The sequence below is a fragment of the Streptomyces sp. SS1-1 genome (genome assembly GCF_008973465.1).
In the GTDB taxonomy this organism is placed as follows: Bacteria; Actinomycetota; Actinomycetes; order Streptomycetales; family Streptomycetaceae; genus Streptomyces.
Map to the genome: position 1 here is coordinate 25882 of NZ_WBXN01000004.1, position 14279 is coordinate 40160.

A 14279-nucleotide genomic window follows, 5' to 3' on the forward strand; every position below is an offset into this window, starting at 1 on the left:
GCCGTCCCCCGCACACGAAGCACGGCACAAAGCCAACGGATCAACATGGGCAAGGGTGTTTCCTCTTTGGAAGGCTGCGCGAGGCGGCGATGCCGCAGTACACCCGTTCGACATGAGAAAGATGTGGAAGGTTGTACGTCTGAATGAAAGTAGAGGTTCACCTTCCGTTCGCGGTGAATGTCTGTGCGCCGCAGGATCGGCGTGGTCCAGGTGGTGCAGAGCCGAGAGGTCCAGCTGCAGACCATCAGCGCGGTGGTCTGGGTCCGGGCGCGGCGGCGAACGCGACGTAGCGCGTGAGCTGGGTGAACATCATGGGCGCGGACTGTGGGTGCCGGGGGCGCACCGCCGAGTCGGTTCGGCTGCTGACCCCCTCTGGGCGGAACCCGACCCCGCCTACGATGGCGAGGTGAAATTCGTCATGGTGCCGGGTGGCTGGCAGGGCGGATGGGTGTTCGACTCGGTGGCTGCCGAGCTGCGCCGGGACGGTCATCACGTCGAGGCGGTGACCCTGTCGGGGCTGGAGGCGGACCGTCAGGTCGACGTGGACCGTCCGCCGAATCTCGACGCCCATATCGCCCAGGTGGCCGAGATCATCGACCGCGGCGACGGAACGCCCGTCGCGCTGTGTGGGCACAGCTACGGCGGGATGGTGATCGCCGGTGTCGCGGATCGGCTCGGCGACCGCCTCGACCAGCTCGTCTTCATGGACGCCTACGTCCCGGACGACGGGGATTCGTGCTGGTCCTTGACCAGCGACCGCTTCCGGGAGTTGTTCATGTCCGGCGCCCGCGCCGACGGCCGGTGGGTGGCGGTCCCCGAGGGACTCGATCCGCGCGCGCGGCCGCACCCGCTGGCGAGCTTCGTGCAGTCGATCACGCTGGGAGGCGACCCCGCCCGTCCGCTCGGCAAGACGTTCATCAGCGGTGGGGCGTGGCCGGGCAGCCCGTTCGTGGCCCTGACGCAACGGTTGCGCAGCGACTCTGGCTGGCGGGTTCACGAGATCCCCGTCGGGCACAACATCGCCCGCCGCGACCCGCAACGCCTCGCTGCCGTTCTGGGCGCGCTGCCGCCCGGCTCCGCCTGACACGCAGCCGCTCTCCCCTGGGTCGTACTCCCCGTGGGGGTGGACGGACGCCGGGTCTGTTCGGTGCCCACCGTCACCGGACGATGGTGCCGCTGGTGCCGGGGCGGGGAAGACCCCGCTCCGGCACCAGCACCGCTCACTCCCCGTCGCGCAGCCGCTCCGCCAGCCCCGTCAAGGACTCGGCTTCCTCGGTGTGGCCGAGGGCTCTCAGCCGGGACGCCGCCGACTCGACCCGGGTGAGGGCCGGGCCGGGGCGTTCCAGGTAGACGCCCTCGACGATGCCGGCCAGGCGGACGCACTCCGCCCACTCCCCCGCCACGTCGGCGTCCTCACCCGGTTCCCCAAGCAGGCCGAGGGCCTTCTCCAGTGCGGCCAGCGCCTCGTCGTACGCGCCGGCGTAGGCGTTGATCCGCCCGTGCTCGTAGGCCAGGGCCGTGTCCAGGGAGCGGCCGTGGGCCTCGAAGCCGGCGGTGCGGGCTTCGTCGGCCACCCGGCCGGCGTCGTCCAGGAAGGCGCGGGCTTCGGTCAGGCCCTCCGGGCCCTGCTGCTGGGTCCGGAGCCGGGCCAGCTCGCGCAGGGCGTTGCTGACGTGCTCGTACCGAGGGTCGCGGGCGTGGGCGGCGAGCGCCTGGTCCACGGCCTCCCGGGCCTGGGCGAACTCCCCCGCCTCGCCGAGCAGCATGGCGGTCTCCGCCGCGATCATGGCGTGGCTGCCCGGGTCGTCGTCCCAGCCGGCCGACTCGGCTGCGAGGGCGACGAACTCCGCGGTGGCGGCCTTGAGGTCGTCACCGGCGCGCAGGGCGCGGGCGCGGGTCAGGCGCAGCTGGGCGACGAGCCGGTCGTCCAGTTCGCCGTCGACGACGTCCGGCTCCACGAGCAGGGAATCGAGGAGTGCGATGCAGTCCTCGATCCGTCCCATGTCGAGGCTGAGCTGGGCGGCGTTGCTGTAGGTGCAGAAGGCGTCGAAGCGGGTGCCCGTCCGCAGTTCCAGCTCCGCCGACCGCGTCAGGTGGCGCAGCGCCGCGTCGTGGCGGCCCAGGTTCACGGACACCTGCGCCAGTTCGCCGTGCAGGCTCGCGGCGTCGACCGCTTCGGCGGGCCACTGGGCGGCCAGCCGTACCGCTTCGGTGAGGCTCGCGTGGGCGGCCTCCGCGTCACCGAGGCCGAGTTGGATCTTGCCGCGCAGGGACAGCGCGCGGGGCAGGTGCCAGGCGGGACCGTCGGTCCGCAGGGACTCGACCAGGCCGTCCACCTCGGCGATCGCGGTCGGCAGGTCGCCGGCCATGGCGTGTGTGGTGGCGCGCAGCAGGCGTGCGGCCGCGATCTGGCCCGTGAGGTGGTGCCGGGTGGCGAAGTCGTACGCCAGTTCCACGTCGGCGAGGATCGCGGGCACGTGCTCGCTGTCCCCGGAGGCCTGGAAGCGCAGGCCACGCGCGCTGACCCGCAGGCGCAGCAGCCGCGCCTCGAGGTACGGGGCGATCCCGGACGCCTGCTCGTGCAGGCGCACCAGCTCCGCGTGGGCCTCGTCGAGGACCTCGACCCGGGCCGCGGCCATCGCCTCCGGATCCGCGCCCTCGGAACCGGTGCCTTGGGCGTCGGGGCCCTCGGACGTGGCGGCCTCCGCGCCCTCCGCCTCCGGCTCTGTCGGAGCCACCTGGGTGCGTGCCAGCACCGCCCTCGCGCGGGCGATCACCGCGTGACCCGTGAGCCCGGCGTCCTCGTACAGGGTCGCGGCCTCGTCGTAGAGCGCCGCAGCGTCGGCGTGTGCTTCCTTGCGCTCCGCCACCGTCGCCTCCTCCTCCAGGAGGTCCGCCCGCAGCCGTACCAGCGGTCCGACGTCCGGATCGTCCGGGTGGACGTAGTCCGGCTCGGTGGTGAGGGTGCGCAGGCGGGACCAGCACGCGTGCGCGTCCGGGTGGCCCTGTTCGTCCAGTTCCCGCGCCCGCTTGATCAGTTCGGCGGTCGTCTCGGGCAGCGCATCGGCCGGTGCCGGCGCGGCCGGGGCGGCCGTTGGGACGACGTCGTCGAGGGTGCGCGGGCGCAGGGTCAGCTCCAGCGACTCCAGCAGCGGCGCCCTCTCGAGGCGGGCCGCGCGGCGGTCGGTGTGGGCCGTCGTGCCGTTGCGGGCGTCGAAGCGGGCGGCCAGGTCGTCGGCGCGGCGCCGCACCTCGGCGCGCAGCGACGCCACCGTCCAGCTCCGGCCGGGAAACCCGGCGGCGGGCAGCTCCCCGTGGCCCAGCGCCTCGACCCGGGCGAGGAGCACCTCCACGCCGGTGAGCAGGTCGAGCTGGGCCAGGGGCGAGTCGACCTCGGTGAAGAGGGTGCGGTTCTCCGCGAGCAGTTCCAGGCCGCGTGCCTCGTTGCCGGTGAGCGCGCAGAACTCCAGGTGGCGGCCGATCTCCCCGGCCATCGAGGGGTTGCGGCGGCAGCCGCGGTAGCCGGCCAGGTGCAGGCGGCGCGCCTCGTCGGTGCGGCCGGCGCGCAGCAGCGGCAGCAGCGCGTACGAGATGGAGCGGGCCGGCTCCTCCTGGCAGGACTCCTCGCCGGCCAGCACCGGCTCCCAGGCGCGCAGCGCCCGCTCGTCGTCGCCCACCGCCAGGTGGTACAGGGCGCGCTCGCAGGTCTCGCACGCCTCGCAGTCGCTGAGCATGCCGCGGGTCCGGCCCGCCCACAGCTCGTAGGCGAGGGCGGTGTCGCCGCCGACGTGGGCGGCGAGCTGGTACGCCTGTCCGTAGTACGGCTGGAGGTCGAGCCCTGCCTTCTCGTAGCGGTCGCGCATCTCCGTCTGCCACTGGCGCAGGCTGGTCAGCGGCATCTCGGGCAGGCTGCGCAGGGCGTTGGCGACCCACTTGAACCGCCAGAACAGCTGATGGCGCAGCCGGGCGTCGAACACGTCGGGCTGCTCGTCGAAGAGGTTCAGCAGCCGGGCGAAGACGACGGGCGACTTCCGCGGCTCGGAGCCGTACGTGTACGCCTCCTGGAGTTCCAGCAGGGCGTGGATCAGCGGCACGGGCTCGCCGAACAGCTCGGCCGCCTCGGCGAGTTCCTCGGCGGTGACGGTACGGGTGCGGCCGTAGGGGCGCCGGTCGTTCTCCCGCAGCGCCTCGAACAGCTCGTCGGTGGTCTGGGGTGCGGTCTGCATCGTCAGCTGTCCTTGCGCAGGGCGTGGGCGAGAAGGTCGAGGAAGGAGCGGTTGATGAGGCTGGACTCGGCGGGCCGCAGCGGGCGCCGGGACAGCAGCGCGGCCTGCCCGTACAGGGCCTCCGCGCTGGTGCGGGCCAGTTCGGGCTCGTCGATCGTGACGGCGGTGCGCACCAGCGGGTTGAGCTGGTTGAGGATCAACTGGGCGCGCGGGGCCTCCTGTTGCAGGGCGCCGAGGATGTCGCCCCACAGGCCGCCGTCCTGCTCACGGGCGAGCCGGGAGCGGGTGCGCTCGTGCCGGGCCTCGCGGCTGTCGACGAGCAGGGCGGGCGCGGACGCCGGCTGGAAGGCGCGCAGCGCGACGTCGCAGTCGAACACCACGAGGGCGTCCCGGGCGAGCGCCAGGTAGGCCGCGGCGGCCAGTTCCGTCTCCCGGTCGACCGGGTCGAGGTGCGCGGTCAGGGTCGCCGGGTCGAGGTCGGCGACGCTCACCTCGGGCCTGATCTCCGGCAGCCGGTGCGCCAGTTCACGGTCGTAGGTGTAGCCGCCGTTGACCACGCCGAGCCCGGCGGCCGACGCGATGGCCGCGACCTGCCGGAACTCCTCGACGCTGGACGTGACCAGTACGGTGCGGTGGGTGCGGGCGAACTCGTCCAGGGTGCAGTGGCCGTCGGTCGTCTCGAACGGCAGCCACGGCAGCAGCATCCGCAGGATCTCGTCGTCGTGCACGGCGAGCGACTTCACCGACAGGTGGTGCGCCTGGAGGAAGCGGTGCAGCAGGTCCGGGTCGCTGGCGGCGACGCGGGCGATCCACGCGCGGAGCTTCTCGGCGAGCGCGTCACGGACGGCGGCGAGGGTGTCGTCCTCGTACAGGGCTTCGCGGGACGCCGTCGGGCGCAGGCTCTCCGCGTCGACGACGCAGCGGACGAAGAACGCCCAGTCGGGCAGGATCTCCTCCGCCTGCTCGGACAGCAGCATGCCCTTGACGTGCACCCGGTGGCCGTGACGGCGCCCGGCCGGCACCGTCTCCGGCAGTACGCAGGCGATGCCTCGCAGGCCCACGGCCGGCAGGTCCAGTTCGATGGTGTCCAGCGGGGCGAAGCCGAACACCTCCTCGCCGTAGGCGGCCAGCGCGCGGGAGCGGGCACCCGGCGTCGGGTACGTCCGCGCCCAGGGCGCCGTCTCGGGGTTGACCGGGACGGCGGGGCCGGTGCCGTCGTCGAAGGTCACCGGGTGGCGCAGCAGCGAGCCGAAGTGCCCGGCGAGGGACCGTACTTGCGCGGGCCGCGTCCACTCGCCGGCGTCGGCGCGCGGGGTCAGCGTGACGGTGGTGCCGGGCCGGGGCCGGGCGGAGGCGGGCAGGGTGCGCACGGTGTAGCTGCCGTCGCCGCGTCCCCGCCACTCCACGGCGGGCGCGTCGGGCGTGCGGGCGGAGCGGCTGACCACGTGGATCTCGTCCGCGACCAGGAAGCAGGACAGCAGGCCGATGCCGAACTGGCCGATGAAGTCGCCGCGTTGCTCGGCGATCCCGTCGGCGCGTTTGCTGCTGCGGCCGATCGTGGCCAGGAAGGTGTGCACGTCGGTTTCGGTGAGGCCGACGCCGTCGTCCTCGACGCGGACCACGGCCGTGTCGGCGTACAGCCGGATGCCGAAGGCGCCGGCCGGGGCGGCCGGTTCGAGGGCGTGCCGGGCGGTGAGCGCGTCCACCGCGTTCTGCATCAGTTCACGCAGGTAGACGCGGGGGCTGGAGTAGAGGTGGTGGGAGAGCAGGTCGACGAGGCCACGCAGGTCGACCTGGAAGGTGCGGTCGGCGGTGTTCTGGGGCAGGGTCATCGGCGGTCCGAAGTGTGTGTGAAGGCGTGCGACGGGTGAACGGCGGCGGACGGGGGCGAACCGGGCTCAGAAGGCCTTGCGGAAGCGCGCGTACGCCTTCTGCGGTTCGGACATGTACGTCCACGGCCACTCGGTGTACGCGCCCTCCAGCTCGCGGAAGACGTTCGAGGCCGTGCTGCTTCCGGCCAGGGACAGCGCCATGGCGAAGAAGTTGTAGTCGCCCTGCCAGCCCGGACGGCGCTCGTAGGCGTGGTGCAGGATGCTGCGCTGCGCCGCCTGCCTCAGCTCGGTCCGGATTCTGGGCTGCTGCAGGCAGGCGCTGTCGTCGGACTCCACCCACTCCTCGATGTACGCCATGGCGATCACGCAGCCGAGCCGGTGCCCGTCGGGTGCCTTGGCGAACGCGGCTCGGGCGAACCGCAGGGCCTCGCCCGGCTCACCGCCCCAGCGGGGCTGGAGCTGGGACAGCCATTCGAGGTGGACCTCCAGGTCGAGCGGGTCACGGCGCAGGGCGGCGTCACGCCGGGTCTCCGCGACCACGGAGCCGAGCGACATGCCGCGCGCGGAGGTGAGCAGGTGACGCCACGGCGTGATCCAGTCGGGACGCAGCTCGGCGGCCTCGAACAGGTGCTGCTCGGCGATGTTCAGCCGTTCGTGGAAGACCTGCCACTGCTCCCGCTTGACGTCCACGGCACGCGCGCTGGTGCGGGCTTCCCAGCCCCAGTTGACGTGCCGCGCCCCGGATATCAGCAGGGCCAGGGCCCGGTGCTCCTTGTCCTCCTCGACGGCGCGGACGATCCAGTCCTGCACCCCGTCCAGGACGGCCAGCCTGCCGAGGACCTGGTGGTCGTGGCCCAGGTCGAAGGGGGCGAGGGCGGCCTTGACCGCTTCCCAGTCACCGGTGCCCGCCGCCTCCTCGACCGCCAGCGCCCGTGCGTCCCCGAGGGCGCGCAGGACGTACGTCCCGTTCTTCCTGCGCGGTGTCGGCAGCGCGTACGGATCCGCCCCCGATCCGTCCCCACCCCTGCCGAACAATTTGCCGAACATGTCGCGCCCTCCCCTGGTCCGCGTGATCGTTCGCGCATCATAGGGCGCCCCACTGACAGTGATGGCACAGGGTTTTCACATCGGGCTCACGCGAACGCCCCAGGTCGTACGGGGTGTGCCGGTACGTCCGGCACAGGGGCGCCGGTTCCGGGTACGCCAGGCTCCGGCGTCGAGGTCGGCGCGAGGGAGGGCAGGCAACCGGCGGGCAACCGGAGATGCACGTGCCTGCCCTCCCCTGCACGAGCCACGCGCACGGGGAAAAGCCGGAGCTCACAGGGTCGGTCTTGCGACCCGTTTGCCGCAGCGCACGGCTGTTCCCCGTCCCTCACACCCGCGGCGGACGCGGCTGGTGCAGCGGGGCGCTGCTGCCCAGCAGTTGGGCCGCCTGGTACTGCGCCTGCTCGGCAGCCGCCTGAGCATCCGCCACGGCGTCCCCGCGCTCGCGCACGAGGTCCTCGTAGATCGGTGGGGGGTCCCCCTGGTTCCAACTACCTGTCACTGTGCTGGCCTTTCCGTCTCGGACACGTCTGCGGTAGCGGCTTCGGCACGGCGCTCGGCTTTGGACCTTCGACCTTCAACCTTCGGCTTTCGGTTTTCGGCTTTCGCGAGGCCCACGGAAGCGCCACGTTCACGTCGGATCAGGCTCGGTTGATCCGCGCGGCAATGCCGTGGCCGATCAAGAGGTAAATGACGGCCGGAAGTCCATAATTGAGGATGACCCGTAGCCCCTCTGTGTCCATGGTGAAAATATCCTGTGCCCACCCGGACAGCCAATCTGCCGCCCCGTGCACGAATTCGACGAAGGGGTTCGCCTGGTTGGCGTCGAGCAGGTGGAGCACGATCCACAACCCCAGCAGGCCGGCCGCCACGTCGGCGATCGTGCAGATGGTGAGGGCCGTTCTACGTGCGGCGTTCTGGTTGCGAACCGAGTGGTCGGGCGCCGGCGGACGGTCGTAGCTCCGGTATCCGGAAGCCGGGTCGGTGTTGTTCATGGGGAATCCGCTCTGACGGGTGTGTTTTCTCCCTCTACAGCGCCCCGTATTCGCCGCCGTGTTACACCCCACGGCTGGAAAACCACAATGTCGCCGCCTATTCGGTCACGTACACAAAAGGTCACACTGCGCCGTACATTCCGGGCGGCGTGCGACGCGGTCACGGCGGCATACACCATCTTCGAACGACAGCCGAGCCCTGCAACTGACGCGCCGTCCGACCGCAACGTTCTCCACCCTCGTCCCTCCAACGGCTGTGCGCACGTTGTCGTGGAGTCGCGGGGTAGCGTGCTTCGCATGGACCTTCACACCACCGTGGAACGCGCTCAACGCCTCAAGCAACTGCACGCACAGAACGAGCCGCTCGTGTTGCCGACCGTCTGGGACGTCTGGTCCGCCCGCACGGCCGTGGCCGCCGGGTTCCCCGCGCTGACGATCGGCAGCCATCCTCTCGCGGACTCGCGTGGGGCCGATGACCACGAGGGGCAGACCTTCGAGGAAGTGCTCGCCGCTGTCCGACCGATCATCGCGGCCGTCGATGTCCCCGTCTCCGTGGACCTGGAGGCCGGTTACGGGCAGAAGCCCGCCGACCTCATCACCGGGCTCATCCAGGTCGGCGGCGTCGGACTCAACATCGAGGACACCGTTCACTCGGACGGTGGCCGCGTGCGCAGCACGGACGAGCACGCACGCTTCGTGGCCGGCCTTCGCACGGCGGCTGACGACGCGGGAGTCCCGGTCTGGGTGAACGGGCGCACCGACCTCTTCATGCACGCGTCGGATGCTTCCGGTGTCCTCGATGACGCGATCGAGCGGCTGCGGGCCCTGGAAGAGGCCGGCGCCGACAGCGTCTACCCGGTGGGCATTCAGGACGATGACGAGCTGCTCACCGCCGTGACCGGGGCCGTCAGCCTGCCGGTGAACTCCACCGCCCATCCCGCCAAGCACGATCTCGAGCGGTTCCGCCGCCTCGGAGTCCGGCGCATCACGTACGGCCCGCTCCTGCAGTTCGCCCTGGCCGACAGCATGAAGGACATGCTGAAGCCCTGGGCGCCCTGAGGAGCCGACCGAGTGACGGGGCCGTCTGCCGGAAGCCGCTGCACGCGCGTGCCCGGTGCCGCAACGCGAGGACAGGGCGGCGATCGTTCGGTCCGCGGGGTCAGGCGGAGGGCTTCCCCTGGTGGGCGTGCGCGCGCAGCTCCTCGTTGATGCGCTGGGCTTCTTCGAGTTGGTCTTCGAGGATGATGATGCGGCAGGCGGCCTCGATGGGGGTGCCCTGGTCGACGAGTTCGCGAGCCCGGGCGGCGATGCGCAGCTGGTAGCGGGAGTAGCGCCGGTGGCCGCCCTCGGAGCGCAGAGGTGTGATCAGGCGGTGGTCGCCGAGGGCTCGGAGGAAGGCGGGGGTGGTGCCGAGCATCTCGGCGGCCCGGCCCATCGTGTAGGCGGGGTAGTCGTCGTCGTCGAGGTTGTCGACGGGGCGCGATGTGGCAGCGGGCATAGACCTCTTCTTCCGGGGACGCGTCGGGGGGCCCGAACGCCGTCCTGGCGTTCGGGCCCCGAGCTTTCAACACCATCTACCGGCGCAGTGCGCCGGTCTTCTGTGTCCGCAGGGAGTTCCACCTCGGAGGGCGGGGCTGCGGGGATCGCGGATGCGTGACCGGGGACCACCTTCCAATCCGGGGCCTGCGGTACCCGGGCGGTCTCGCTCGCCCGGGCGATCCTGATGGCGCTTCGCTCCTTACCTTCGGTTACTGCTGATGCGGGATGCTCGCGGCCCGCGGGCCGCGCCTTGCTTGACGTGCCTGCGCGGCAGTTCTGCCTGCCGCGCCCACTTCGACTCTGGGTACGTGCAACAGCCTAGCTCCACGACTCGTGGATTTCTACTGTCGCCGCGATAGATTTTCTTCCCAGTCAGTGCAGGTGCTCTGTCGTGGACGCACCCGGAAAGAGCTCCCGGAGGAACTCGTCCAAGCGGAGGGAGCCGGGTGCCGTCTTCGGCACCCGGCGCCCAGCGGCTCGCTCAGGCGTCGATGATGACGGGGATGATGAGGGGCCTGCGGCGGTGGGTGCGGAACGCCCAGTTCGCCACGGCGCGGGCGATGAGTTGTTCGAGCTGGCGCGGGTCCCCGACGCCTTCCTCCGCCGCGGTGGCCAGGGTCTTCTCGATGACGGGGATGACCGGTTCGAAGGTGGTGTCGTCGTGGACGAAACCGCGGGCCAGGAAGTCGGGAGCCTCGGCGAGCGCGCCGGTGTCGGCGTCGACGATCGCCACCACCGTGACCACGCCTTCCTCGGCGAGGGTGAGGCGGTCCTTGAGGGAGGCCTCGGTGGCGCCGCCCACTTCCATGCCGTCCACGTAGACGTTGCCGGCGGGGACCTTGCCGGTGATGGACGCGCGCCCGTCCACGAGGTCGACCACGACGCCGTCCTCGGCGATGACGACCCGTTCGGGATCGACGCCCGTACGGATGGCGAGGTCGGCGTTGGCCCGCAGGTGGCGCCATTCGCCGTGCACCGGCATGACGTTGCGGGGCTTGACGATGTTGTAGCAGTAGACGAGTTCGCCGGCGCTCGCGTGCCCGGAGACGTGCACCTTGGCATTGCCCTTGTGGACCACGTGGGCACCCCACCGGGTGAGTCCGTTGATCACCCGGTAGATGGCGTTCTCGTTGCCGGGGATGAGGGAGCTGGCGAGCAGGACGGTGTCCCCCTTGCCGATGCGGATCATGTGGTCCCGGTTGGCCATCCGGGACAGCGCGGCCATGGGTTCGCCCTGGGAGCCGGTGCACACCAGCGTGACCTTGTGGTCCGGAAGCTTCTCCAGCTCCTTCGTGCTCACGACCAGTCCCGAGGGGACCTTCAGATAGCCCAGGTCACGGGCGATGCCCATGTTGCGGACCATGGACCGGCCGACGAAGGCGACCTTGCGGCCGTACTGATGGGCGGCGTCCAGGACCTGCTGGATGCGGTGCACATGGCTGGCGAAGCTGGAGACGATGACGCGGCGCGGCGCGGTGCGCATCACCTGTTCGATCGCCGGGTTCAGCTCACGCTCGGACGTGGTGAAGCCGGGTACCTCGGCGTTCGTGGAGTCGGTGAGGAACAGGTCCACGCCCTCCTCGCCGAGACGGGCGAAGGCGCGTAGATCGGTGATGCGGTCGTCGAGGGGGAACTGGTCCATCTTGAAGTCGCCGGTGTGCAGCACCATCCCGGCCCGCGTGCGGATCGCGACCGCGAGGCTGTCGGGGATGGAGTGGTTGACCGCCACGAACTCGCAGTCGAAGGGCCCGAAGCCGCGCCGGTCCCCCTCCCGCACCCGTACCGGGCGCGGCCGGATCCCGTGTTCCTTGAGCTTGGCCTCCAGGAACGCCAGCGTCAGCTTGGAGCCGACGACAGGGATGTCGGACCGCTCACGCAGCAGGTACGGAACGCCACCGATGTGGTCCTCGTGGCCATGGGTGAGGACGACGGCCACGACGTCGTCCAGCCGGTCCCGGATCGAGGTGAAGTCCGGCAGGATCACGTCCACGCCGGGCTGGGTCTCCTCGGGGAACAGCACGCCGCAGTCGACGATGAGCAGCTTGCCGGCGTGCTCGAAGACGGTCATGTTGCGGCCGATCTCACCCAGGCCGCCCAGGGGGGTGACACGCAGCCCTCCTTCAGGCAGGGCAGGGGCGGCCTTCAGTTCAGGGTGCGGATGACTCATACCCTGACGGTACCCGGAGTGCCGGACAGGATGATCCATTGCCCTTGTGATCCCTTCCGCCCGGCGGCCGCCGGGGGCAGCGGTACGGCGCCGGGTGGGCGAGGACCGAGCAACGCGACGGCCGAACGACAGCCGGCCGACAGCCCCGGGACGGCCGAGGGACAGCTGAGCGCGTGCCTCGACGCGCGCCCCTGGCCGCCGCCGTGCGCCAGCACGCGGGCCGTCCGCGCCCCGCTCACCCGGCTCACCCGGTCGCGGCACCGCTGCACCGCCCAGGCAGGCCGGTGCATAGAATCCGGTGCCATGCCGAAGCCTGACGAGCTGCTCGTTGCCATAGCCGCCCTCGTGGAGACCGGCCGGAGCAATCAGATGTCCCTGACCGCGATCACCAGTGGTGCCGTCATCACCGGTCGGCTGGCCCCGGAAGCCATGTGGAGGCAGCGGGTGTCCGAGGTGCTGACGGACTCCGCCGACCTGGGCGCGTTCTCGGCCGTCTTCGACACCCCCGCGGAGAAGGACGGACCGCCCACGCATCTGCATTTCCACGTCGCCCGGATCCTGCAGGGCACGGTGGGGATTCCGGAGACGGGCGGGATGTACCGCGTCGCGATCGAGGACGTCAGCGCCTGGACCGTGGGCGACTTCAGCTACTCCGACCACTGACGAGATCGACCCGCTGCAAGGGTGGGGCTCTGCCGGCGTACGCCGGTGGGGCCCCGCTGGGCGCCGGTAGGTCGAGGCCGAGGTCAGGAGAGGTAGTCCTCCACCTGCGAGGCCGGGCGTACGTGCGCGTCCCCGGGGTCCTGTCCGGCGGCGGCCCGGGCGCGGCGCTGGCGCAACAGGTCCCAGCACTGGTCGAGTTCCGTCTCCAGCTGAGCCAGTCGCTCGTGTTCGGTCGGCTGGTCGATGGTGTTCTCGGCCAGGCGGTCGCGCAGGTCCTTCTCCTGGCCGATCATGTCTTGGATACGGCCGAGGATCTGCTTCTCGGCCTCTGCTTCGGAATTCGACATGGGATTCACTCCCTCAGGACGGGATGCTCGGCTGTGCCCACGCAGCCGAAGCACGGTGGATCTGCATCAGTCGGTCCAGGCGGTGAAGAGCATGTTCAGGCCCTCCGCCATGGTGGGGTGAGCGATGATCGAGTCCCTGAGCAGCGTGTACGGGGCGCCTGCGAGCATGGCCGTCTGGACGACCGTCAGGACCTCGGACGCGTCCGGGCCGATCAGCGCCACGCCCAGGATCCGTTCGGTTGCCCGGTCCACGACGGCCTTCCAGACGCCGCGCGTGTCCCGGAGCGTACGGGCTCGCGGAATGGCCGCGACGGGCATCCGGGCGATCCGTACGTCGTAGCCGGCGGCCCGGGCCTCGGTCTCGGTCATGCCGACCCGGGCCAACTCGGGGGTGGTGAAGAGGTTCCACGGCACCAGCCGCCCGGACGTGCGCCTGTCGCCGCCTGCGATGTTCGCCTTGACGATCCGGTAGTCGTCCAGGGACACGTGCGTGAACTGCGGGCTGCCGGCCACGTCGCCGACCGCCCAGGTGTGCGGGGCCGTGGCCGCCAACCGGTCGTCGACCTCCACGAAGCCACGCGAGTCCGTCCGGACGCCGGCGGCGTCCAGGTCGAGATCCCGCGTCACCGGTTCCCGGCCGACGGCCACCAGCACGTCCGTGCCGGTGACCTCGCCTCGATCACCGAGGTCGACCGTGACACCGGACGGGCCGCGTGAGACTCCGATGAGCTTGACGCCCGTACGCAGATCCACGCCGGCCTCACCGAGGAAGCCGGTCAGCGCCTCCGATACGTCGGGGTCCTCCCGGGGCAGTACACGACCACCGCGGTGCAGCACCGTGACCCGGCTGCCGAACGCGGCGAACATGTGGGCGAACTCCAGTCCGACATAGCCACCGCCGATGACGATCAGGTGTTCCGGGAGCCGGTCCAGGCGCAGAAGTGTCTCGCTCGTGAGGGGCTCCGCCTCGGCGAGCCCGGGAAGGTCGGGCATCGCGGGTGTCGTACCGGTGTTGATCACCACGTCCTTGCCGCGCAGGATCCGGTGGCCTCCTTCGTTCAACTCGACGCGGACCGTGCGCTCCCCCGTGAAGCGCGCGGTCCCCAGGATGAAGTCCATGCCGCTTTCGATGAATTGGCGGTGGTTGAGGTCGACCATCCCGTCGACCACGCCCTCCTTGTGCGCGCGCAGGAGAGCCAGGTCGGCCACGGCCTCGCCGGTGCGGACGCCCACCTGTTCCGCACGGCTCAGGCTGTCGAGGAGTCTGGCGCTGGTGACGAGGCTCTTGGTCGGAATGCACGCCACGTTGATGCAGGTGCCGCCGATCATGCCCCGCTCGACCATGGCCACGCGTCCGCCTCCGCGGGCGATGTCCATGGCGAGGGTCTTGCCGCCCTTGCCACCCCCGACGACAAGGAGATCGACCTCTTCCACACCCGTGTCCGCCTGCGCCATGCCCCGCTCCT

The 14279-nt window shown here is 71.1% G+C and carries 12 protein-coding genes; 3 read left to right on the top strand and 9 right to left on the bottom strand.

Annotation, left to right across the window (positions count from 1 at the left end):
- The first annotated feature begins 406 nt into the window (after positions 1-406).
- Complete coding sequence (locus F8R89_RS01460) at positions 407-1084, top strand: alpha/beta fold hydrolase (protein ID WP_225994289.1); 678 nt, start codon at positions 407-409, stop codon at positions 1082-1084.
- 136 nt (positions 1085-1220) lie between these two features.
- On the opposite strand, the gene F8R89_RS01465 is transcribed toward F8R89_RS01460, so the two are convergent.
- The 5 genes from F8R89_RS01465 to F8R89_RS01480 form a co-directional block, all read right to left on the bottom strand.
- Positions 1221-4226 (bottom strand): hypothetical protein, encoded by a 3006-nt coding sequence (locus F8R89_RS01465; RefSeq protein WP_151782212.1) that lies wholly within the window; start codon positions 4224-4226, stop codon positions 1221-1223.
- 2 nt (positions 4227-4228) lie between these two features.
- Positions 4229-6058, bottom strand: coding sequence for an HSP90 family protein (locus tag F8R89_RS01470; RefSeq protein ID WP_151782213.1), 1830 nt, complete (start codon positions 6056-6058; stop codon positions 4229-4231).
- Between the two features lie 66 nt (positions 6059-6124).
- Entirely contained in the window at positions 6125-7105 is a 981-nt protein-coding gene (locus F8R89_RS01475; RefSeq protein ID WP_151782214.1) for a hypothetical protein, read from the bottom strand.
- A 325-nt stretch (positions 7106-7430) separates the two neighbouring features.
- Entirely contained in the window at positions 7431-7553 is a 123-nt protein-coding gene (locus tag F8R89_RS37070) for a hypothetical protein (protein ID WP_264158880.1), read from the bottom strand.
- 190 nt (positions 7554-7743) lie between these two features.
- Complete coding sequence (locus tag F8R89_RS01480; protein ID WP_151782215.1) at positions 7744-8097, bottom strand: hypothetical protein; 354 nt, start codon at positions 8095-8097, stop codon at positions 7744-7746.
- 297 nt (positions 8098-8394) lie between these two features.
- Here F8R89_RS01480 and F8R89_RS01485 point away from each other — a divergent pair, with 297 nt between their 5' ends.
- A complete protein-coding gene (locus F8R89_RS01485; protein ID WP_151782216.1) occupies positions 8395-9156 on the top strand; it encodes an isocitrate lyase/PEP mutase family protein in 762 nt (253 codons plus the stop codon).
- Between the two features lie 100 nt (positions 9157-9256).
- Here the strand turns inward: F8R89_RS01485 and F8R89_RS01490 are convergent, their stop codons facing one another.
- Both F8R89_RS01490 and F8R89_RS01495 read right to left on the bottom strand, forming a co-directional pair.
- Positions 9257-9595, bottom strand: a complete 339-nt coding sequence (locus tag F8R89_RS01490) for a MerR family transcriptional regulator (protein ID WP_151782217.1) — start codon at positions 9593-9595, stop codon at positions 9257-9259.
- Between the two features lie 522 nt (positions 9596-10117).
- On the bottom strand, positions 10118-11803 hold the full coding sequence (locus F8R89_RS01495) for a ribonuclease J (protein WP_151782218.1): 1686 nt from the start codon (positions 11801-11803) through the stop codon (positions 10118-10120).
- 303 nt (positions 11804-12106) lie between these two features.
- On the opposite strand from F8R89_RS01495, the gene F8R89_RS01500 reads away from it, so the two are divergent.
- Positions 12107-12466, top strand: coding sequence for a hypothetical protein (locus tag F8R89_RS01500; RefSeq protein WP_151782219.1), 360 nt, complete (start codon positions 12107-12109; stop codon positions 12464-12466).
- Between the two features lie 83 nt (positions 12467-12549).
- On the opposite strand, the gene F8R89_RS01505 is transcribed toward F8R89_RS01500, so the two are convergent.
- A complete protein-coding gene (locus F8R89_RS01505) occupies positions 12550-12813 on the bottom strand; it encodes a DUF2630 family protein (protein WP_151782220.1) in 264 nt (87 codons plus the stop codon).
- Positions 12814-12879: 66 nt separating this feature from the next.
- Entirely contained in the window at positions 12880-14268 is a 1389-nt protein-coding gene (locus F8R89_RS01510) for a dihydrolipoyl dehydrogenase family protein (protein WP_151782221.1), read from the bottom strand.
- Positions 14269-14279: the final 11 nt, after the last annotated feature.

Coding starts and splice junctions, on each gene's coding strand:
- F8R89_RS01500 (WP_151782219.1), top strand. CDS start 12,107: ATGCCGAAGCCTGACGAGCTGCTCGTTGCCATAGCCGCCCTCGTGGAG.
- F8R89_RS01495 (WP_151782218.1), bottom strand. CDS start 11,803: ATGAGTCATCCGCACCCTGAACTGAAGGCCGCCCCTGCCCTGCCTGAA.
- F8R89_RS01475 (WP_151782214.1), bottom strand. CDS start 7,105: ATGTTCGGCAAATTGTTCGGCAGGGGTGGGGACGGATCGGGGGCGGAT.
- F8R89_RS01480 (WP_151782215.1), bottom strand. CDS start 8,097: ATGAACAACACCGACCCGGCTTCCGGATACCGGAGCTACGACCGTCCG.
- F8R89_RS01465 (WP_151782212.1), bottom strand. CDS start 4,226: ATGCAGACCGCACCCCAGACCACCGACGAGCTGTTCGAGGCGCTGCGG.
- F8R89_RS01470 (WP_151782213.1), bottom strand. CDS start 6,058: ATGACCCTGCCCCAGAACACCGCCGACCGCACCTTCCAGGTCGACCTG.
- F8R89_RS01505 (WP_151782220.1), bottom strand. CDS start 12,813: ATGTCGAATTCCGAAGCAGAGGCCGAGAAGCAGATCCTCGGCCGTATC.
- F8R89_RS01485 (WP_151782216.1), top strand. CDS start 8,395: ATGGACCTTCACACCACCGTGGAACGCGCTCAACGCCTCAAGCAACTG.
- F8R89_RS01510 (WP_151782221.1), bottom strand. CDS start 14,268: ATGGCGCAGGCGGACACGGGTGTGGAAGAGGTCGATCTCCTTGTCGTC.
- F8R89_RS01490 (WP_151782217.1), bottom strand. CDS start 9,595: ATGCCCGCTGCCACATCGCGCCCCGTCGACAACCTCGACGACGACGAC.